The organism is Nocardiopsis sp. NPDC006938 (assembly GCF_042869555.1).
In the GTDB taxonomy this organism is placed as follows: Bacteria; Actinomycetota; Actinomycetes; order Streptosporangiales; family Streptosporangiaceae; genus Nocardiopsis.
Genome location: NZ_JBIAGA010000005.1, coordinates 1 through 20,018 on the forward strand (window position 1 = coordinate 1; position 20,018 = coordinate 20,018).

16 protein-coding genes are annotated in these 20,018 nt (G+C 72.7%); 11 read left to right on the plus strand and 5 right to left on the minus strand.

From position 1 onward, the window contains the following. Positions 1-169: 169 nt before the first annotated feature. From ACFYL4_RS09510 to ACFYL4_RS09530, 5 genes are all read right to left on the minus strand, one after another. Entirely contained in the window at positions 170-1,180 is a 1,011-nt protein-coding gene (locus ACFYL4_RS09510; protein WP_387517823.1) for an ABC transporter ATP-binding protein, read from the minus strand. Next, positions 1,177-2,334 (minus strand): ABC transporter ATP-binding protein, encoded by a 1,158-nt coding sequence (locus tag ACFYL4_RS09515; RefSeq protein ID WP_387517825.1) that lies wholly within the window; start codon positions 2,332-2,334, stop codon positions 1,177-1,179. The genes ACFYL4_RS09510 and ACFYL4_RS09515 overlap by 4 nt, the downstream gene beginning before the upstream one ends. After that, a complete protein-coding gene (locus tag ACFYL4_RS09520; protein WP_387517827.1) occupies positions 2,334-3,350 on the minus strand; it encodes an ABC transporter permease in 1,017 nt (338 codons plus the stop codon). Before ACFYL4_RS09520 ends, ACFYL4_RS09515 begins: the two co-directional genes overlap by 1 nt. A 16-nt stretch (positions 3,351-3,366) precedes the next feature. Beyond that, positions 3,367-4,878, minus strand: a complete 1,512-nt coding sequence (locus tag ACFYL4_RS09525; protein WP_387517829.1) for an ABC transporter permease — start codon at positions 4,876-4,878, stop codon at positions 3,367-3,369. Between the two features lie 370 nt (positions 4,879-5,248). Beyond that, entirely contained in the window at positions 5,249-6,973 is a 1,725-nt protein-coding gene (locus tag ACFYL4_RS09530) for an ABC transporter family substrate-binding protein (protein WP_387517831.1), read from the minus strand. Between the two features lie 547 nt (positions 6,974-7,520). Between ACFYL4_RS09530 and ACFYL4_RS09535 the strand changes: the two genes are divergently transcribed. The 11 genes from ACFYL4_RS09535 (at position 7,521) to ACFYL4_RS09585 (ending at position 20,008) form a co-directional block, all read left to right on the plus strand. Continuing rightward, on the plus strand, positions 7,521-8,315 hold the full coding sequence (locus ACFYL4_RS09535; protein WP_387517833.1) for a hypothetical protein: 795 nt from the start codon (positions 7,521-7,523) through the stop codon (positions 8,313-8,315). A 51-nt stretch (positions 8,316-8,366) separates the two neighbouring features. Continuing rightward, positions 8,367-9,026: a TetR/AcrR family transcriptional regulator gene (locus tag ACFYL4_RS09540; RefSeq protein ID WP_387517835.1), complete on the plus strand. Its 660-nt coding sequence runs from the start codon at positions 8,367-8,369 to the stop codon at positions 9,024-9,026. 126 nt (positions 9,027-9,152) lie between these two features. Further along, on the plus strand, positions 9,153-9,560 hold the full coding sequence (locus ACFYL4_RS09545; protein WP_357763432.1) for a MerR family transcriptional regulator: 408 nt from the start codon (positions 9,153-9,155) through the stop codon (positions 9,558-9,560). Continuing rightward, entirely contained in the window at positions 9,560-10,531 is a 972-nt protein-coding gene (locus ACFYL4_RS09550; protein WP_387517837.1) for an aldo/keto reductase, read from the plus strand. Before ACFYL4_RS09545 ends, ACFYL4_RS09550 begins: the two co-directional genes overlap by 1 nt. A 142-nt stretch (positions 10,532-10,673) precedes the next feature. Further along, positions 10,674-12,857 (plus strand): hypothetical protein, encoded by a 2,184-nt coding sequence (locus tag ACFYL4_RS09555; protein WP_387517839.1) that lies wholly within the window; start codon positions 10,674-10,676, stop codon positions 12,855-12,857. A 63-nt stretch (positions 12,858-12,920) separates the two neighbouring features. Next, complete coding sequence (locus ACFYL4_RS09560; protein ID WP_387517841.1) at positions 12,921-13,655, plus strand: SEC-C metal-binding domain-containing protein; 735 nt, start codon at positions 12,921-12,923, stop codon at positions 13,653-13,655. A 104-nt stretch (positions 13,656-13,759) separates the two neighbouring features. Further along, entirely contained in the window at positions 13,760-15,163 is a 1,404-nt protein-coding gene (locus ACFYL4_RS09565) for a DUF5685 family protein (RefSeq protein WP_387517843.1), read from the plus strand. A gap of 145 nt (positions 15,164-15,308) precedes the next feature. Beyond that, complete coding sequence (locus tag ACFYL4_RS09570; RefSeq protein WP_387517845.1) at positions 15,309-16,037, plus strand: Crp/Fnr family transcriptional regulator; 729 nt, start codon at positions 15,309-15,311, stop codon at positions 16,035-16,037. A 132-nt stretch (positions 16,038-16,169) separates the two neighbouring features. Next, positions 16,170-17,045 carry a hypothetical protein gene (locus tag ACFYL4_RS09575; protein ID WP_357763414.1) on the plus strand — a complete coding sequence of 292 codons (876 nt, stop codon included), beginning with the start codon at positions 16,170-16,172 and terminating at the stop codon, positions 17,043-17,045. Beyond that, on the plus strand, positions 17,035-19,188 hold the full coding sequence (locus ACFYL4_RS09580; RefSeq protein ID WP_387517847.1) for a hypothetical protein: 2,154 nt from the start codon (positions 17,035-17,037) through the stop codon (positions 19,186-19,188). The genes ACFYL4_RS09575 and ACFYL4_RS09580 overlap by 11 nt, the downstream gene beginning before the upstream one ends. Before the next feature lie 7 nt (positions 19,189-19,195). Continuing rightward, positions 19,196-20,008: a hypothetical protein gene (locus tag ACFYL4_RS09585; protein ID WP_387517849.1), complete on the plus strand. Its 813-nt coding sequence runs from the start codon at positions 19,196-19,198 to the stop codon at positions 20,006-20,008. The last annotated feature ends 10 nt before the right edge of the window (positions 20,009-20,018 follow it).

Below are 20,018 nucleotides of genomic sequence, written 5' to 3' on the forward strand. Positions count from 1 at the left end.
GCCTCCATCTTCACCATCTTCGAGGGCGCCAGCGAGATCCAGAGACTCATCATCGGCCGCACCGTCACCGGCCTCCCCGTCCGCTGACGCACGGGCGGTGCGTCGCGGCGGGGGCCCTGCGTCGGACCCCCGCCGCCCGGGCACCCCGCGGACGCCCGCCCCGCCGGGACTACTCGGGGAAGTGACAGGCGACCGGGTGCCCCGCCCCCCGGTCCACCAGCTCCGGCGCCTCCTCCGCGCACACCTGGCGCGCCTTCCAACAGCGGGTACGGAACCGGCAGCCGCTGGGAGGGTCCACCGGGCTGGGCACGTCCCCCGTCAGGACGATCCGCTCCCGGGTCCGCTCGGTGCGCGGGTCCGCCCAAGGGGCCGCCGACAGCAGGGCGACCGTGTACGGGTGCGACGGCCGGTCGTAGACGTCCTCGCGGGTGCCGGTCTCCACCACCCCGCCCAGGTACATCACCGCCACCCGGTCCGAGATGTGCCGCACCACCGACAGGTCGTGGGCGATGAACACGTACGACAACCCCAGCCGCTCCTGGAGTTCCGCCAGCAGGTTCACCACACCCGCCTGCACCGACACGTCCAGTGCCGAGACGGGCTCGTCCAGTACGAGCAGCCGGGGCTCCAGAGCCAGGGCCCGGGCGATACCCACCCTCTGGCGCTGACCGCCGGAGAACTCGTGCGGGTAGCGGTTGCCGTGCTCCGGACTCAGCCCGACCATGCGCAGCAGCTCGGCGACCCGCCCCGGCCCGCCCTCCCGCCACCGCCGGTGGACCTTGAGCGGCTCGGCGATGATGTCGTTCACCGGCAGCCGGGGGTTGAGCGAGGCGTAGGGGTCCTGGAAGACCATGCCGACCTCGCGCCGGACCCGCTGCATCCCCGACGAGGACATCGTGGTGAGCTCCTCGCCGCGGAACCGGACCGACCCGGCGGTGGGCGCCACCAGTTGGAGGATGGCCCGCCCCGTGGTCGACTTGCCGCACCCGGACTCCCCGACCACGCCGAGGGTCTCGCGCTCGGCCAGCCTCAGGCTCACCCCGTTCACGGCGTGCACCTGTCCGACCACCCGGCGCAGGAGGCCGTTCCCGTACACGGGGAAACGCACCTCCAGGTCGCGGACCTCGAGCAGGGGGGTCCGGTCCGGCGGCGCGGACCGTTCCTGTGAAGCGGTCGTCATCGCGTCGTCCCCCCGTTGCGGAAGAAGGTGGTCGGGTCCGCCACTCCGACGAGCCGGTCGCCGTGGTGGCAGGCCGCGAGGTGGGCGCCGCCCGATCCCTCCACCGGGGCCAGGTCGGGCTCGCTCGCGCGGCAGGCGTCGTCGGCCAGCGGGCAGCGCGGCGAGAACGGGCACCCCGGCGGCAGGTGGATCAGCGACGGCGGGGTCCCGAGGATGGGGCGCAGGCGCTCGCCGCGCTCGGAGGTCATCGACGGCGTCGAGCCGAGCAGCCCGGCCGTGTACGGCATCCGGGTCCGGTAGAACACCTCGTCGGTGTCGCCGATCTCCACCGGACGGCCCGCGTACATCACCAGGACCCGGTGGGCCAGGCCCGCCACCACGCCCAGGTCGTGCGTGATGAGCAGGATCGCCGCGTTGACGGCGTCCTTGACCTCCAGCAGCTTCTCCAGGATCTGCGCCTGCACGGTCACGTCCAGCGCCGTGGTCGGCTCGTCGGCGATGATGACGTCGGGGCCGTTGATGATCGCCATGGCGATCATCACCCGCTGGCGCATGCCCCCGGAGAACTCGTGCGGGTAGCTGCGCAGACGCCGGGCCGCCTGCGGGATGCCCACCAGGTCGAGCATCTCCCGCGCCCGTTCGAGCGCCTTCCTCGGCGGTACCAGGTCGTGCGCCCGCACCGCCTCGGCCAGCTGGTCCCCGACCGTGTGCACCGGGTTGAGCGCGGTCATGGGGTCCTGGAAGACCATCGAGATGCGGCGGCCCCGCAGGGAGCGCAGCTCCTTCTGCCGAACGGACAGCAGGTCGCGTCCCCGGTACAGCACCCGACCGGAGACGCGCGCCCCGCGCGGAAGCAGGCCCAGCAGCGCCATGGAGGAGACCGACTTGCCCGATCCCGACTCACCGACGATGGACAGGACCTCGCGCTCGCGCAGGGTGTAGGAGACGTCGCGCACGGCGCGGACCACGCCGTCGTCGGTGGGGAACTCCACGGACAGGTTCTCGACCCGCAGCACCTCGCGCTCGGTGGGCGCCTGGGCCTCGGCGAGGGTGCGGGCGGTGTGCGCCCCACCGGAGGCGTCACCGGCCGGGGGGCTCGCGGCCCGGCCCGGCGGTATCCCCGGCGGAGGTGGGACGGGGGGTGTCCGGGTCATCAGTCACGCACCCTGTTCTGTCGTGGGTCGAAGGCGTCGCGCAGGCCGTCGCCGATGAAGTTCACCGACAGCGCGATCAGGATGATGAAGAGGCCGGGCCAGTAGAACAGCCAGGGGCGGGTGCCCATCGCGCTCCGGTAGTCGGTGATGAGGCGGCCCAGAGAGGTGTCCGGCGGCTGCACGCCCATACCCAGGAACGAGAGGGCGGACTCCAGCAGTACCGCGGCCGCGATCGCGAGCGTCACGCTGACGATGATCACGCCCACCGTGTTCGGCAGGACGTGCTTGAAGATGATCCGCGCCGAGGACGTGCCCACCGAGCGCGCCGCCTCCACGAACTCCTTCTCGCGCAGGGACAGCACCGAGCCGCGCACCAGACGGGCGGTCTGGGTCCAGGTCACCAGCCCCAGGACGACGCCCAGGTAGAGGATGCCCGCCTGACCGGCGATCTTGGCGGCGGCCGCCGCGATGGCCAGGAGCGGGATCGCGATGAGGACGTCGGTGACCCGCATCAGCACCGTCTCGGTCCAGCCGCGGAAGTAGCCCGCGCAGGCGCCGATGACCGTGCCCACGACGGTGGCCACGACCCCGACGAGGAAGGCGATGGTGAGGGACACCTGGGTGCCGCGCATGGTCAGCGCGAAGTAGTCCTTGCCGACGTTGTCCTGACCGAAGGGGTGTTCCCCCAGGGTCACGCCCGAGCCGCCGAGGAACCCCGGGACGAGGCCGAGCGTGGGCGCGCCGCCGTCGTTGAGCGGACCCGTCGCCGAGGGCGACTTGTCCCACCAGCCGGGTACGGGACCGAAGCCGATCGAACTGAAGGACAGCAGGACCACCCCGGCCAGCAGCACCATGCCGAGGAGCGCCGCGCGGTGCCGGAAGAAGCGGGAGCGGATCAGCTGCCACTGGGTACGGGCCGCGATGTCCAGGCCCTGGGCCGCGTCGGAGGCCGGTACCCCGGGCTCCGCCGGTCCGCCCTCGGGGTCGGGCGGCGGTGTGCCGTGGTGCGTCGTCATCGAGTGTCTCCCTCCGTCACGACAGCCGAATCCGGGGGTCGAGGTAGGCGTAGGTGATGTCGGCGACCATGTTGAACAGCACGATCGCGCCGCCCGCCACCACGAAGAACGCCATGACGGGTGCGGGGTCGGCCTCGTTGAGCCCGGTGAGCAGCAGGTGGCCCATCGCGCGCCAGCCGAAGACCGTCTCCGTGACCACGGCCCCGCCGATCACGGTCCCGAAGTCGTAGGCGGCCAGGGTGGTGACGGGGATGAGGCCGTTGCGGAAGGCGTGCCGGGTCATGACCGTGCGTTCGGGAAGGCCCTTGGCGCGGGCCGTGCGCACGTAGTCCTGGTTCATCACCTCCAACATGCTGGCGCGGCTGTACCGGGTGTAGGTGGCCAGGGAGACCAGGATCAGCGCCAGGGTGGGCAGGGCCAGGTGACCCGCCGAGTCCAGCGACAGTTCCCAGAACGTGCCCTGGTAGTTGGGGGTGCTGGCCCCCACCGTCGAGATGGGGCGGCCCTGCATGGAGGCGCTGTAGGAGGCGAAGGAGCGGAGCATGCGGTCGACGAAGATGACTCCGCCGGTGAACAGACCCGTCCACAGGGCCGTCGCGACGGCTTCGCGCCGGTACAGCACTCCGCCGATCACGTGGCCGAGGACCACGCACACGACCACGGTGGCCGCCGCCAGGCCGACGATGACCACCAGGCCGGGGTCGGCCAGGACCGGTGACAGGGCGAAGTACAGGACCGTGCCGGTCCCGGCCGAGGCCAGCGCGGCGTACATGGGACGGTTCGGTCGCGGACCGGAGATGAGCACGCTGAAGCCCACGGCGGCGCCGAACGCGCTGATCGCCACCACCACCGGACCCAGACCGGGGTCGGTGAACCACCGGGTGACCGAGACGAACGTGAGCACCCCCGCCGTGGCGGCGGCGGCTCCGGCGAACGCGATCACCCGGGTCCTGCGGTCGCCGACGACCAGGGAGCTCCAGGCCAGACCGGCGGCGAGCGCCACCGCCGCGATGAGCGGGGCGGGGATGACCGGTTGCTCCAACCAGTTGTTGAACTCGATGGCTCCGTACTGCTTGAGCAGCACCCCGACCCAGAAGATCGGCAGGGAGAAGGCGACGAACGCGCCGAAGGTCACCGAGTGGTCGAAGCCGCTGTACTGACGCAGCGCGGACACGATGCCGATGGCGATGCCGATGATGATCGCGAGGAGGGTGGCGGCCACCACCAGCTGCATGGTGGCGGACACGGCGTCCGAGAGCAGGACGTTGACGTCCTGGCCCTGGCGGTTGACACCGAAGTCGCCCGTGGCGACCGCGCCGAGCCAGAGGAGGTAACGGGAGTGGACGGGCAGGTCGAGGCGCATCCGCTCGGTCCGCTCCGCCATGGCGGCCTCGCGGGCGTTCTCCGGGAGTTCCCTGAGGTCGGCGAGCGGGTCCCCGGTGTTGGTCGCGAGGACGAACATCACGAAGGTCGCGGCGAAGAGCACGAAGACCGAGACGACGAGCCTTCGCGCGATGAAGACGAGCACGTGTGCTGACTCCTGGGGGCAGTGGGACGTTCACGCGCGCCCGACCGCAGCGGCCTCGCGGGGCCCTGGTCGGGGCCGCGCCGTCCGGGAGGGGACCGGACGGCGCGGCCTCACGCGCTGTGGGCGGGGGCGGGTTAGGGCGTGTTTTGTGGGTGCTTTCGCCTTCTGGCGGCGGAGCCGCCAGCTCCGCGAGCGGCCGCCAGGCCATCTCTCGCAAGACGATGAGCGAAGCTGCCCCTACTGTGCTCTGCTCCGCAAGCTCCGCAGTGTCGCACAGCGGGGGCCCGCCCGGGTTTGGCTGTCCGAGCTTCATCGGCGCAGCGAGAGGCAGCCTGGCCACGCGAGCGCGGAATGATCCACAAAACACGCCCTAGCGGACCGACCAGTCCCACACGTTCCAGACGATGTCGGTCTGGGCGGGGTTGGGGACGACGTTCTCCACGTTGTCGCTCCACGCGGCGGTGCCGGGGTGGCTGAACAGCGGGATCGTCACCAGGTCGTCCCAGAGGATCGTCTCGATCTCGTTGATGATCTCCAGTTGGGCGTCGGAGTCGGCCTCCTGGAGGACGTCGGACAGCAGCCCGTCCAGTTCGTCGTTGGAGTAGCAGCCGTTGTTGTTGCCCTTGGCCTCGCCGGTGCACTCCTCAGGGGAGCGGAAGGTGGAGTTCCAGCTGCTCACCTGGGCCGACCCGGACCACGCGTACATGGCCACGTCGTAGGTGTTCTGCGACAGCCCGCCGTCGGTGTCGAAGAACGTGTCCTCGCCGTTGATCTGTACGTCGAACCCGGCCTGGTCGCAGGAGTCCTTGATCAGCTCGGCGGTCTGCTGGCGGCGGGGGTTGCCGCCGATGAAGCCGAGGCGCACCTCCTGGCCGACCATGTCGAGCTCCTCCAGGAGTTCGCGGGAGCGGTCGAGGTCCACCTCGGCCCACTGGTCGCCGCCACTGGCGGCCACGGCCTCCGCGTAGCCCGGGTCGAAGGGCGCGATGTTGCGGACGTCCATCGTCTCGGCGTCCGGTTGGACCGGCTTGATCAGGTTGTCCACGATGAGCTGGCGGGGGACACACTCGGCGAAGGCCTCGCGCAGGTCGTAGTCCTCGAAGGGGCTGGAGTCGAAGTTGAAGTCGAGGTGCTCGTAGATGTACTCGTCGTACACCTGGTACTCCACGCCCGCCAGGGCCTCGATCTGGTTGATCAGGTCGACCGTGGGCTGGGGCCGCATGATGTTGATCTCGCGGTTCTCCAGGGCCTGGGTCTGCTCGTCGGAGGCGATCCAGCGCACGACGATGTTGGTGGTGGCCGGGGCCTCACCCCACCAGCTCTCGTTCGGCTCCAGGGTCAGGGACTGCCCGGCCTCGTATCCGGCGAGCTGGTAGGGGCCGGAGGAGGGGGTGAGGGCGGGGTCCGGCAGGGCTCCGCTGACGGTCCAGCCCTCGTTGAAGAACTCGACGGACTCGGCGAGGGCGTCGTGGTCCTCGTCGCGGATGGCCGCCACGAGTTCCTCGACGGTGAGTCCGCCCTGGTCGGCGACCACGTGCGCGGGCATGAGGGTGTTGTTGCCGTTGCCCGGTCCGTTGCTGTTCCAGTCGGAGAAGGGGACCTCGTACTCGAGGGCGAAGTCCTTGTCCCCGATCTCGCAGTCGGGCAGGAGGGTGTCCTCGGTGCCCGCCGTACCGTTGGAGGAGAACGCGAAGCGGCCGCTCTGCTGGGCCCACCACAGCAGCGCGTCGGCGCAGTCGATGTCCTCCCCGTCGGACCACACGGCGTCGGGGTGGATCGAGTACTCGACGATCTGCGGGTCGTCGGAGACCAGCTCGTAGGTCCCGAACTCGGTGTTCGGCGTCACCGCTCCGCCCTCACCGTAGTACCAGAAGCCGCTGGTCAGCTGGTGGTTGATGATGGCGTTCTTGCTGGAGTTGGCTCCGGCGGTGGTGTTGTTGAAGCTGTCGTACTCCTGGTCCCACGCCAGGGTGATGGTCGTGGAGTCCGCGGAGGCGCCGCTGTCGCCGCCGTCCGACGTGGAGCACGCGGAGAGCACGAGCGCTCCCGCGGCCGCCACGGCCGTTGCCTTGGTGATCTTCCCGGTGATTCTCACGCAGTGTTCCTCTGCCGCTCGGGGGACGAATCCAGGATCGAAGTAGAACGGATTCTGGGCAGAGGGTGGGTCTGAGGCAATAGTCCGGCTTGTGCTGTTATCCACCTGACGCGAATGGGGGGAGAAAAATGCGCAGAAAGAGAACTTCGGGGAGGAAAACGGTCGGCCCGGCGTCCGCTCGTCCGGTGATCATCACCGGGTTCGACGGGCGATGGGGACGATGGGATGGTCCCTGGTCGCGTCATCCCATGAGAGGACGGAGCGCACCTCGAAACGGAGCGCGGACCTTTTCCCGGAGTGGTTCCAGTCAGCTCGTGTGGCGGGCGAAAAGGGAGAAAGAAGAGAGAAGAATGTGGAAGCAGGGAGCGCCGCTATCGCGCATTTCCACCTCCGCCCGCGCGAACTCCCCTTCCTTTCCTTGGCGGCCAGCGTCGTCGGGCACGCCTGGGGAAAGCGGTCCCGCGACCGGCTCCGTGCCCCGCCCCTCCCGCCGTCCAGCGGAGGACGACCGCCGCCGCCCCCGCACGCCCCCGTTACCCTGTGACCCATGACACCAGGCAACGGCGCCCCCACCCTCACCGTTCCGGCGGCCTACAACGGCCCCGACGGCTCCGGCAACGGCGGCTACAGTGCGGGACTGCTCGCCGCGCGACTCACCGGACCGGGCGGCCCCACCGTCCAGGTCACCCTGCGCTCGCCACCGCCGCTGGACCGCCCGCTCCTGGTCGAGGACGCCCCGGGCGGGGGTCTGCTCCTGGTCGACCCCGCCTCGACCGACCCCGCCTCGGCCGACCGTGCCCGACCGGTGGCCGAGGCCGTCGTCGCCGACCCCCTGGACCCCGATCTGATCCCCGGCGGTCCGGTCGGCGCCGACGAGGCCCGGGAGGCGCGTCAGCGGTACGCCGGGCTGGTCGAACACCCCTTCCCCCGCTGCTACTCCTGCGGGCCCGAACGCGCCGAGGGCGACGGCCTGCGCCTGTTCGCCGGATCGGTGCGCCCGGGCGGGGGCCCTGACGGGGTCGGCAACACCGTCGCCTGCCCCTGGCACGTGCGCCCGGAGACGGACGGCGGTGACGGGACGGCCGCCCTCGCCCAGGTCTGGGCCGCCCTGGACTGCCCCGGCGGCTGGTCCAGCGACGTCGTCGGCCGCCCCATCGTTCTCGGTCGCATCACGGCGCGGGTGCTGGCCGCGCCCGCGGTCGGCTCCACCGCGGTCGTCATGGGCCACCTGGAGTCCGTCGACGGCCGCAAGGTTCACACCCTCAGCGCCCTCCACGACGGGGACGGCCGTCCACTGGCGGTGGCCCGCGCGACCTGGATCGCGATCCGAACCCGAGGGTGAGCGCCCTCGCCTCGGACCGCCGGGGCGTCCCCTCCAGTACGGTGAACCCTTGTGGCCCTCGAAAACGCTCAGCAGACCGCGCCCGACGACGACCCCCACGCCACGGCGCCCCGGCGCGGTCGCGGCGGTCGGGGTCGCGGTCGCGACCCCGAACGACGGCGGGCCATCCTCGACGCCGCCGACCGGGTGATCCAGCGCGACGGCCCCGACGCCTCGATGCTCGCCATCGCCACCGAGGCCGGGATCAGCAAACCGATCCTGTACCGGCACTTCGGCGACAAGGGCGGGCTCTACCGGGCGCTGGCCCAGCGCCACGTCGACCCGCTCATCGAGACGATCCGCTCCGAGCTGCACCAGCACACCGACTTCGACGTGCGGGCCCGCGCCACGGTGGGCGCGTACCTGTCGATGATCTCGCAGAACCTCAACCTCTACCGCTTCCTCATGGACCGGGCCACCTCGGAGGACGTGCGCACCCGCAGCGACCTCGGGCTCATGGTGCGCCGCCTCGGCGAGGAGCTCGCGGACCTGCTCATCACGGAGGGACGGATCAGCGGCCGTCTGCGGGCCCAGATCGCCGCCCACGCCGTGGTGGGCATGGTCCAGGCGGCGGGGGAGTGGTGGCTCGAACACCCCGAGGTGAGTGAGACCGAGATCATCGACCACCTCACCGACGCCGTCGTCGGCGCCCTTCGGGGCAGCCGAACCTGAGGGAACCGGAGCCACCCGGCCGACGGCGCCCCACCCGCCGTGGACACGTCCCCTCGCCCTCCCCGCGAGGGCGCCATGCCGCTGGGACTTGACCTGGAGCGCGCTCCAGGTCGCATGCTTGCGGTCATGAAGGACTACCACACCCCCGGCGAGATCGCCGAGCGCTTCGGTCTCACCCTCGACACCCTGCGCTACTACGAGAAGGAGGGCCTGCTCCGGAGAGTGGAGCGCGCCCCCAGCGGCCACCGCCGCTACCGCGCCGACGACGTCGAACTCCTGCACCTCGTCCGGTGCCTGCGCGACACCGACATGCCCATCTCCCGATTGCGCGGCTTCGCCGAGCTGGTCCGCGACGGCGACCACACCATCCCCGAGCGCCTCGACGTGCTGGTGGCCCACCAGCGGCACCTCGACGCCCGCATCGCCGAACTGCGCCAACGCCAGGACACCATCCAGCACAAGATCGACTACTACGTGGAGGTGCTCGCCGAGCAGGTGCCCGAGGCGGCCTCCGTGAACGGAGAGGGCTCCTGATGCGACACACCACGATCAACGGCCGCACCGTCAGCGCCCTGTGCCTGGGGGCGATGCAGTTCGGCAGCACCACCGACGCCGCCACCTCCGCCGCCCTCCTCGACCGCTTCGTCGACGCCGGCGGCACCTTCGTCGACACCGCCGACTGTTACCAGTTCTGGGTCGAGGGAGGACACGGACACGAGAGTGAGACCTTCCTCGGCCGTTGGCGACGCGAACGCGGCGTGACCGACGAGGTCGTCATCGCCACGAAGGTCGGCGCCCAGCCGACCGTTCCCGGAACCGGTCTGGAGACCCAGGAGGGCCTCTCGGCCCAGGCCGTGGCGACGGCCGCCGAGCGCAGCCGCCAACGCCTGGGCGTGGACTCCCTGGACCTGCTGTACGCCCACCGGGAGGACCCCGCGACCCCCGTCGAGGAGACCATGGAGGCCTTCGCCCGACTCGTGGACGAGGGAACGGTACGGGAGCTCGGCCTGAGCAACCACCGCACGTGGCGCCTGGAGCGGGCCCGGGCCGCCGCCGAGGCCCGGGGCGGGCCGCGTCCCCGTGTGCTCCAGTACCGCTACAGCTACCTCCAGCCCCGTCTGGACGCGCCCCTGGAGTCCACGGGCCACATGCACGCCACCCCCGAACTGTTCGACTACGTCCGCGCCGAGGCGGCCCAGGGGCGCGAACACGTCGTGGTGGCCTACACCTCACTGCTCAGCGGTGCCTACACCCGCCCGGACCGGCCCCTGGAGTACGCCTACGACCACCCGGGCACCTTCGCCCGCCTGGCCGTCCTGGACGAGGTGGCCGTGGAGGCGGGGGCGACCCGCAACCAGGTGGTGCTCTCGTGGCTGATGGGACACGACCCGGTCGTCGTCCCGTTGGTCGGGGTGAGCAGCACCGCCCAGTTGGACGAGGCGCTGGAGGCCACCGACCTGATCCTGACCCCGGAGCAGCACGCGCGGCTCACCGCCACACACTGAACGGAAAGCCGACAAAGTACTCGGATGGGCGTATAGCTCCGCTTTCGCGGTTTCTTGACGCTTGCGGCGGATACCTTCCCTAGGAAGGCGTGCGGCACCGGCCACGCGCACCGAGCATCCGCCAATCAGGGGGAGGGGCCACTTGCCCGAGAGCACGACGGCGTTGGAAGCGGACCCCGGTGCCTACCACCAGATCCACTTCGCCTGGGCCGAACCCACCCTGCTCGGCCGCGTCGGACCCGGACCGGCGGCCACCTCCCTCCCCGACCAGGACCAACCCGTGTTGCGCTCCTGGCGTGACCGGCTGATCCCCGCCCTCACCGCGGACTACCGCGCGGCCCTGCCCGACACCGATCCGGCGGCCCTGCCCGAGACCCTCTGGGCCCACCACTACCCCGACGGCCAGAGCGCACTGGTCTACCGGTGGCCGGGCGGGGTCCGCGAGGCCCACGCCTGGGCGATCGTCGGGCCCACCCGAGGGCTCGACCTGCCCCGTGTCCTCGCCCTGCACGAGAACCCGCACACCCGGCCCGCCGCCAGTCGGCCCCCGGCACCGGGTTGGGCCACCATGCGCACCCTGCCCGCCCCCGAGCCCTGGGAGCGCACCGCCGCTCCCGGGGCCCCGCGCACTCGCGACCGCCGCGCCGCCGAGACCCTGATCGGCGGCGAACCCCTGCTCGTCGGGGCGGTGGCCCGGGCGCTCGCCCACCCCGACCGACCCCTCCACCTGGCGCTGGACCCCGACCGCGCCGACCTGTGGCAGGCCGTCCAACTGCGCTTCCTGTGGGGGGTGCACCGGACCCTCCACGAGGTCCTCACTCCGCGCGCGGCCCTGCCCGCCGCCGGGTGGAACTGGTCGTTCTCCACCTACGACCCCGCCCTGGGGGGCGAGGGCGGTCCCCACCTGGCCTTCGCGCCGCCCTCCGCCGCCCCGACCGAAGGGACCCCCTTCCTCTCACCCCTGCCGCGCGAGTACCTCAGGGTCGCCGAGGGGCTGGTCGCGCTCCTGAGGGAGGAGGGCGGCGAGGCACTCGCCGACCACCTCGGCGAGCGGGGTGTGCCGGAGGCCGCCACCTTCGGCGAACGCCGCGCACTGCTGCGCGACTGGCTCGACCCGGTCTCCCGAACCCCGTCGGGGACGGGTGACCCGGAGGAGGCCCCCGACTCCGAGGCCGTGACGGCCCCGGAGCCCGAGCCGGACCTCCAGACGCCGTCCGTGACGGAGCCCCCGCACGGGGACGCGCCCGCACCCGAGCCCGCTCCCGGCGCCATCGAACCCGCACGCACGGACGGGGCCCCGTCCCGCTCCGACGTGCTCACCGACGCCGAGGCCGCCGCCCCCGCACCGGAACCCGAGACCGTGCTCGCCGAAGCCCCCGACCCCTTCGCCGAGGACGACTCCCAGGACACCGCTGACCAGGAGACCTGGGCCGGTCGCTCCGGAGGCTCCGGAGCCCCGCGCGGCCGCACCTTCCTGGGCGTGGCGCGGCGCCCGTCCCCACCCGGACCAGAGCGCGAACGCGCCATCCGGGAGCGGGCCACGGACCCTCCCGCCGCTCTCGGATCGCCCGACACGGCCTGGTCGGCCGGGGACGGTCCGGCACGGCCCCCGCTGCTCCCGGGACCGGGTTTCTGGGACGAGGCGCCCCCGGGCGCCGCGGCGTCCCCGACCTCGGAACCGGCCACCGACACCGCCGCACCCGAGATCCACCCCTCCCCGACCTCCGAACCCCCGGCCCCCGCACACTCGCCCGAACCCCCGGCCCCCGCGCCCCGGTCCGACTCCGCCACCCCGCCCCCGCCGCGCGCCCCGCTCACCGTTCCCTCCGAGACCCGGGCCCCGGAGGAGGCGCCGCCCCTCGGCGTCCGGACGGTCGGCGACCACGGCACCGACGACTACGCGGTCGAGACCGAACCGGAACCCGACGAGGACGTCGACGCCCCCGAGGACAACTGGCCCACCCAGTACGTGGACCTCCCCCTCTCCCGGCTGGAACGGTGGCACGCCAAACGCGGCCCCGAGGGCGCCCGGGTCGACATCGTGGACGCCCGCGCCGCCGTCCGCGCCGAACGCGCCGAACTCCAGCGCGTCCGCGACGAACGCGACCGCTACCACACCGAGGTGCAGGATCTGCGTAGGGAGATCGCCCGGCTGGACCAGTCCTGGATCGACACCGAACCCCTCGACGAGGTACCCGCCCCGAGGCGACGCTGGCCGCTGGTCCTGCTCGCCCTGGCCCTGGTCGCCCTCGCCCTCGTCGCGGGTCTCGAGGTCGGCTCCGCGACCGGCAGCGGCGTCCTCGGCCTCCTTGCCCCCACGGACTGAACCGCGCGCGGCCTGCGTGCCGTGTGACGGGCGGCACCCATCGGACACGCCTAACCTGGAAGGATGACCGACACAGCCCCGGCCCCCGCCGCACTCCCGCAACCGCTCTGGGACGCGGTCCGCGACCTCGACCTGCCCCAGCGGCACCGTCGGGACCTGACCGCCTTCCCCGAGGAGGCCGGAGAGATCCTCCTCGAAGCGGTCGACGTCCTGCGCGAGCGCGACCTCCCCGCCGCGCGCACGCTCGCCGAGGCGCTGCGGGCGCACGCCCCCGGAGCCGGACACCGCCAGTTCGCCACCCACCAGATCGCCGCGATGCTGCGGGCGCAGGGCCGGGCCGAGGAGGCGGACAACCTCCTCGGTGAGCTCCTCGGCCCCGGACTGGAACGGGGCGTGGCCGTGCTCCTCGCCGAGGACCTCGCCGCACGGGGAGACTACGAGAGGGCCCTGCACTGCTACAACGTGGTCTGCCGGGGCATGCTCGCCCAGCCGCCGGAGACCGTCGCCGAGCTCAACCGCCTGGGCCTGATGCCGCTGATCGGCCGCGCGCGCATGCGCGAGGAACTCGGTATGGCCCCGGACGCCCACGACCTCGCGACCCGCTCCACCGACGCCTACCTGCCCCCGCTGGAGGCCCACGGCGACCTCCGGGCCGCCCCGCCCCGACCGGAGGCCTCCGGAGCCCCCACGGGACCCGGTCGGCGCGCCACCCCGCCGCCGCCCGGACGCAACGAACCCTGCGCCTGCGGGTCCGGCCGCAAGTCCAAGAAGTGCTGCGCGTCCCCCCTGGCTCGCTGACCAGTCACGAACCAGAGCGAACCCACCAGAACCGGATGCCTTCTCCGGGAGTCACATCCCGCGTCGGTGCGCGCTCGGCGTACCGGGAGAAGAGGTAGCGGTTCGTGTTCGGAATCCTGCGGCCCTGTCGGCACACCCTGTCCGAGGACCTGGCACGGGAGTGGATGTCCCACATGTGCGGGCTGTGCCTGGCCCTTCGCGACGACCACGGCCAGGCCTCCAGGGTCGCCACCAACTACGACGGCCTGGTCGTGTCGGTCCTGACCGCCGCCCAGTCCGCCGACCAGGCGGGCACACGCCCGGCCGGGCGCTGTCTCCTGCGCGGTATGCGCGGGGCGACGGTGGCGGACGGATCAGGCGCGCACCTGGCCGCCGCGGTCTCTCTGATGCTGGCCTCGGCCAAGATCAGCGACCACATCGAGGACGGCGACGGCGCCTACGCCCGACCCGGGGTACGCGCCGTCGCCGGACGTGTGGCCGCGCGCTGGCGGAACGGGGCCCGTGAGGCCGGGAGCGGGCTGGGTTTCGAAGGTGGCGCCCTGACCGCGGTGGTGGACCGCCAGCGCGCGGCCGAACGCGCGGCGGGGGAGGGCACCGACGTACTGACCGTGACCCGGCCGACCGAGGAGGCGACGGGCGAGGCCTTCGCGCACACCGCCGTCCTGGCCGGGCTTCCCGGGAACGCCGCCCCGCTCCGGGAGGCGGGGCGTCTGTTCGGCCGTGTCGCGCACCTGCTGGACGCGGTCGAGGACCGGGAGGAGGACCTGGCCAACGGCTCCTGGAACCCGCTCACCGTCACCGGCACCCCGGTGGGCCGGGCACGGGAGCTCTGCGACGACGCCGTCCTCGGTGTGGACCTCGCCCTCGGCGAGGCCGAGTTCGCCGACGACCGCCTGGTCCGCGTCCTCCTCGTCCAGGAACTGCGCCGCGCCGTCACCCGCACCTTCGCCCACGGCGGCCACCCGGGTCCCGGCGGCCACCCGGGAAACGGTCCGTACCCCGGTCACCAGCCGCACCCTGGTCATGTCGGCCACCCGGGACACGGCGGCCACCCGGGACACCCGGGCCACGGCGGGTACCCCGGCAACCCGGGCCACGGTCCGCACCCGGGGCACGGGGGACACAGCGGCCATCCCGGTCGCGGCGACCACGTCGACTACCCCGGTGACGGTGGGAACGGCGATCACCACGGTCACGGAGGGCACTCCGGTCACGGCGGAGAGGGCTCGAAGCGCCCCGGCAAGGGCGGCTGTTGCGGCGCCTGCTCCTGCGACACCCCCGGGTTCCGGGAGCCACAGCGCGGCCGGGGCCTCCTGGCCGGGTGCGCCGCGGCGCTCTTCATGTGCTGCACCTGCCAGTTCTGCTGCCGTGACCCCCACCCCGGCCCGTGGTCGGGCGAGCCCCGGGACTCCTGGTGCGAGGCCTGCGCCTGCGTGTCCGACACCTGCGGCACCTGCTGCCAGGCGTGCGACTGCTGCAGCAACTGCTCCTGCTGCGACTGCGGCTGACCCGCCGCCTCCCCCGCCGCCCCGCGTTCCCAGCGGGCGGCGGGGGAGGCACCGCTGTGGCCGGAGTCGGCCAAGCCCGGATACCGGAGAGCGCCCGGCGCGAGAATCCGAGGGCCGGTCACAGCGAAGAACAGGACTGTCCCCCATGCCCAGACACGGATTCGGTAGCCTGCTCACCGACGAGCAGTGGAGTGAGCTCGTTTCCACGGCCCATCGCCGCTCGTACGGCGCCGGCGAGGCCCTGCTGAACCAGGGGGCTCACGGGCTGGGCGTGCACCTGGTCCTCAGCGGCCGGGTCCGGGTGGTCTCCCTGTACCCGGACGGCACCTCCGCCCCGCTCGCCTACCGCACGCGCGGAGAGATCCTCGGAGAGTCCGTTCTGGCGGGCGGCGGCCGCGCGTGCAACGCCACGGTGACGGCCCTGGCCGAGAGCCGCACGGCCTACCTGTCCGCCGAACGCTTCCAGACCAGGCTCAGGGAACTCGACCTCGTGTCCGTGCTGTGGCAGAGCGTCCTCAACCGTCAGGACGAGAGCGACCAGGTACGCGTCCAACTCGCCCGGCTGCCCGCCGAACGGCGCCTTCCCGCGGCCCTGGTCCATCTGGCCGCGATGCTCGGCGAACCGGCTCCGGCCGCCCTCACCGATGGGCCCGAGCGCCCCGGCCCGGGCAGAATCCTGCGCATCCCCCTGCCCCAGGAAGAGGTCGGCGGTTTCACCGGACTCTCCCGGACCTCCGTGTACAAGGCCTACAACCAGCTCAGGGAGCTCGGGCTCATCCGCACCGGACGCCAGTTCGTGGCCGTCGTCGACCTGGACCGCCTGGAGGCCCTGGCGTTCGGTGAGGACCGCGGTCCGGGTGCCGTACGCCACTGATCCGCCGTTCTGTTCAGAAGTGAACGGAACGTCCTCCGCCTGCCAGGAATGCTGTCTCCGGACGGTGCGGCCGACGCCGCGCACGCCCACGCCCCCTGCCCCCCAGCGCACGCGCGCCGAAGGAGTACCCGCATGGAACTGGACCTGCCCGAACGCGGCAAGAGCTCGCCCCTGCCGCCCTACCGGGGAGTGCTGGCCGTCGACATGGAGAACTTCAGCCGCACCAGCGGGCGCGACCAGCAGGTGATCGGCGCGCTCATCCCGAACCTGCTGGAGAACGCCCTGAGCCGCTCCGACCTCGCCCACGTGTGGCGGGACCGGCGGTTCGCCCGCCACGGGGGAGACGGCTACGTGTTCGGTACCGAACCGGAACACCTGCCCTACCTGGTCAGCCCCTTCCTGGACAACCTCCAGGAGAAGCTGGAGGAGATCCAGCCCCACCTGGCCCACCTCGACCGGGGCCTGCGCATGCGCCTGCGGGTGAGCATCGACGTCGGCCCCCTGCCGGACCTCGGCGAGGGCAGCCCCGTCAACGCCATGGGCGAGGCCATGATCAGCACCCACCGCCTGCTGGACGCCGAGCCCGTCCGCGAGGAACTGCGGCGCACGGACCCGGACACCACCCTGGTCGCCGTCATCATCTCCCGGCGCGTCTACGAGGACGTGGTCCTCGGCGGCTTCACCCCGATCCGCCCCTCGCGGTGGCGCCAGGTCAACGCCACCGTGGGCGGCAAGAGCTTCCAGGCCGAGGGCTACCTGTACGTCCCCACCCCCTCCTGGGGAACCGACCCGGGTGAGAACGGTGAACGGCGCGCGGAGCGGTCCGGGGACGGGGGCGCCCCCGACAGGGGCACCGGGGGCGCCGCCGAGCCCGGACCCGAGGAGGCGCCCGCCGCGCCGAACGGACCCCGGACCGTGCAGCGGATCGACACCAACCACGGGCAGGCCGTGCAGCTCGGTTCCAACCACGGCGACATCAACCTCGGGGGGCTGCGCCGTGACCGCTGAGGAACTGCCGCGCACCGCGGGCGGGTGGCACGGCGACCGGCCGGGGACGCCTGGGCACCACGACACCGCCACGGACCCCCGTGGCGGTACCGGAAGGGCGGGGGAGCGGGACGGAGTTCCCCCGCCCCCTCCCGGTACCCACGAGAACCGGGTCGACGAGAACCACGGGCAGGCGGTCAACGTCGGCGTCCTCAACGGTGACGTCAACCTCCACGAACGCCCCGACTACCGGGAGTTCCTCGGGGAGGTCGCCACCCGGAGGCTGCGCCACGCGGCCGGACTCGGAGCGGACCGGATTCGCGAGGTACGGCTCACCTTCCGGCCCGCCGACCCGGAGGCGTTCGAGCGCTTCGTCACCGACCTCGAAGCCCACGGTCTGGGGCTGATCACCGGCGAACCGGGAAGCGGCCGCACCCACACCGCCATCCGCGCCCTGGCCGGACCCGACCCCGACGCCTTCCGGAGGGGCCTCACCCCACAGCAGGAGTCGGAGAGCAGCGTCGACGAGATCGTCGTGGACCCCGACTCCCCCGACGCGGGGCTGGCCGGGATCACCCTCGACTCCGATCGCCCGCGCCTTCTCGACCTCACGGTCCTGCCCGCCCCCGACGCCTCCCAGCGTGCCGCCGTGCGGACCCTGATGACACAGGTCCGCACGAACGGGGCCCGTCTGGTGGTGGTCGCCCGCCCGGGCGTCTGGGAGAACGAACTCGTCGCCCGCCGCGCCCGCCTGCGCCTGACCGCTCAGCCCCACCCCGAGGACGTCTTCGCGGCGGCGATGCGCCGACTGCACGGCGCGGACCCCCACACCGCCCTGTGGACGTCGGACGACCGGGTGCGCGGGCTCCTCGCCGAGGGCGGAGCGGCCCGCGCGGTCCGGTTCGTCCGCGAGGTGGACCACACGCGTCCGCCGTACGGGCCCTCCGGAGAGGAGGACCACCAGGCCTGGCTGGAGCGGGCCCTCAAGTCCTTCACCGAGGCGGGAGAACCGTTGCCCGGGTGGCGCCAGGAGCCGGGGAGCGACGGAGAGGGACAGCGGACGGAGTACACCCGGGCCCTCATCCAGACCGTCGCCCTTCTGGAAGGGGCCTCCGCCGCCGTCATCGCCGAGCGGACCCGCGCCCTCGCCGACAGCTGGGGTGTGGCGCCCCGGCACGCCACCCCCGTGTCAGGAGAGGGGTTCAGCGGACTCCTGGAGGAGATCGGCGCCCACCTGGACGGGGACCACGTCCGGTTCGACAGGGGCGACCACGCCAGGGACGCCCTGGACCACCTGTGGCGCGAGCACCCCGAGGCCCGATCCTCCTACCAGCGCTGGGCCGACGAGGCCGTCGCACACCTGCCCAGGCACGGGCGGATTCGGGTCGCCGACCGCTGGCTGGACCTGGCCAGGCGGCACCGGGACACCTCCCCCGTCCTGTCCCTCCTGTACCACTGGGGGCTGCGCGACGGTCTGACCTGGGCCGCCGTGCCCGTGGTGGCCGAGGCCGCGGTCTCCGCCGAGCTCGGTCCCGAGATCAGGTCCCACCTCTACCGGATCGCCACCACCGACCAGCCGACCTCGCGCCACGTCATGGTGCTGGAGGCCTGCCGTGTCTACGGCAGGCTCCAACCGACCACCGCCCTCACCCGGCTCCGCCACGTCGCGGACCGGCTCGCCGGGCGGTGGACGGAGAACCTGGACCGGGCCCTGGTCGAGATCACGGCCGAACGCGGCAACCTCCCCGTGGTGTTGGAGGCGATGCCGGACTGGCTGGCCGCCGGACCACGGGCCAGCGCCGCCGCCACGAGGTTCCTCACCTGCCTCCTGGGCGGCGGGACGGCGTTGGACCTGCCGCGAGCGCTCGAACGCGGACACCTGGAGGCGACCACCGCCTCCCGGGTGTGGGTGGCGCTCCACCGCCACCTGCCCGGCCCCGACAACACCGACCTGGGCCATCTCCTCTGGACCTGGGTGGACGCCCTGGCCGAGGGCCCCAGATCCAGCAGGACCGTCGAGAGCCTGTCCGGCGCGGCGCGGGCCGAACCCGCGTTCGCGGAGGACCTCGCCCGGTGCGTGCGCAGATGGACGGTCTCCCACACGCGCGCGTCCGTCGCCGTGGACAAACTGCGCCGCTCCCTGACCCAGAACGACGAGAGGTGATCCGGACATGTGGACACGACTGACCGAGGGGCTGCCGACCCCGCAGTGGAGCACACGCGAATCCGGACCCAGACCCGTTCAGCACACGCTCACCTTCACGGCGCGGCTGCCCAGTGCCAGCGACGGGCTCCGGTTCGAGGCCGCCTTCACCCTCCAGGCCGGGCTGGCCCTGCCCGACGAGCTCGCGCGCAACCGCGTCATGGAGAGCATGAAGTGCGAGGTGCTGGAGGTCGCCCACCGGACCACCGACACCTACGCCCTGGGCGACCACGGACTCGCCGAGGCCGCCCTCTTCCGCGCCCTGAACGGGCCGGGCGGCTACCCGGAGGCCGGGGTACGCGAGACGTCCGTGCGCGCCGTGCTGAAGGTCCACGAGGAGGACGTCGCGTTGGAACGCCAGCGCGAACGCGTCGGCCAGCGGGCCCAGCTCGCCCGCGCCGAGCACAGGGCCCGCATGGACCGCGTCCGGGAACTGGTCACCGAGGTCTTCACGGACCCGCTGACCGCGCGCATGTGGTGGTTCGAGCAGAACCAGGACCGGTGGAGCGAGATCAGGGGCGCGGGCGAGGCCCTGGACCTGCTGGTGGACCAGTGCGCCCGCCGTGACGGGACCGGCAGCGTCGAGGCGGACACGCCCGCGGAGGAGGCGGTGGCCGAGGGGAACGGTGACGCGCCCGCCGACCCCATCCTGGCGGCCTTCCTGTCAGGGGTGACCGACCAGCAGCGGGAGGCCCTGCTCATCCGCCTGACCGACATCCTGGACGCCTACAGCCGCCCCGACCTCATCCGACAACTCCAACAGAGTTGGTCGCAAGGGTGACCCCCGGGGG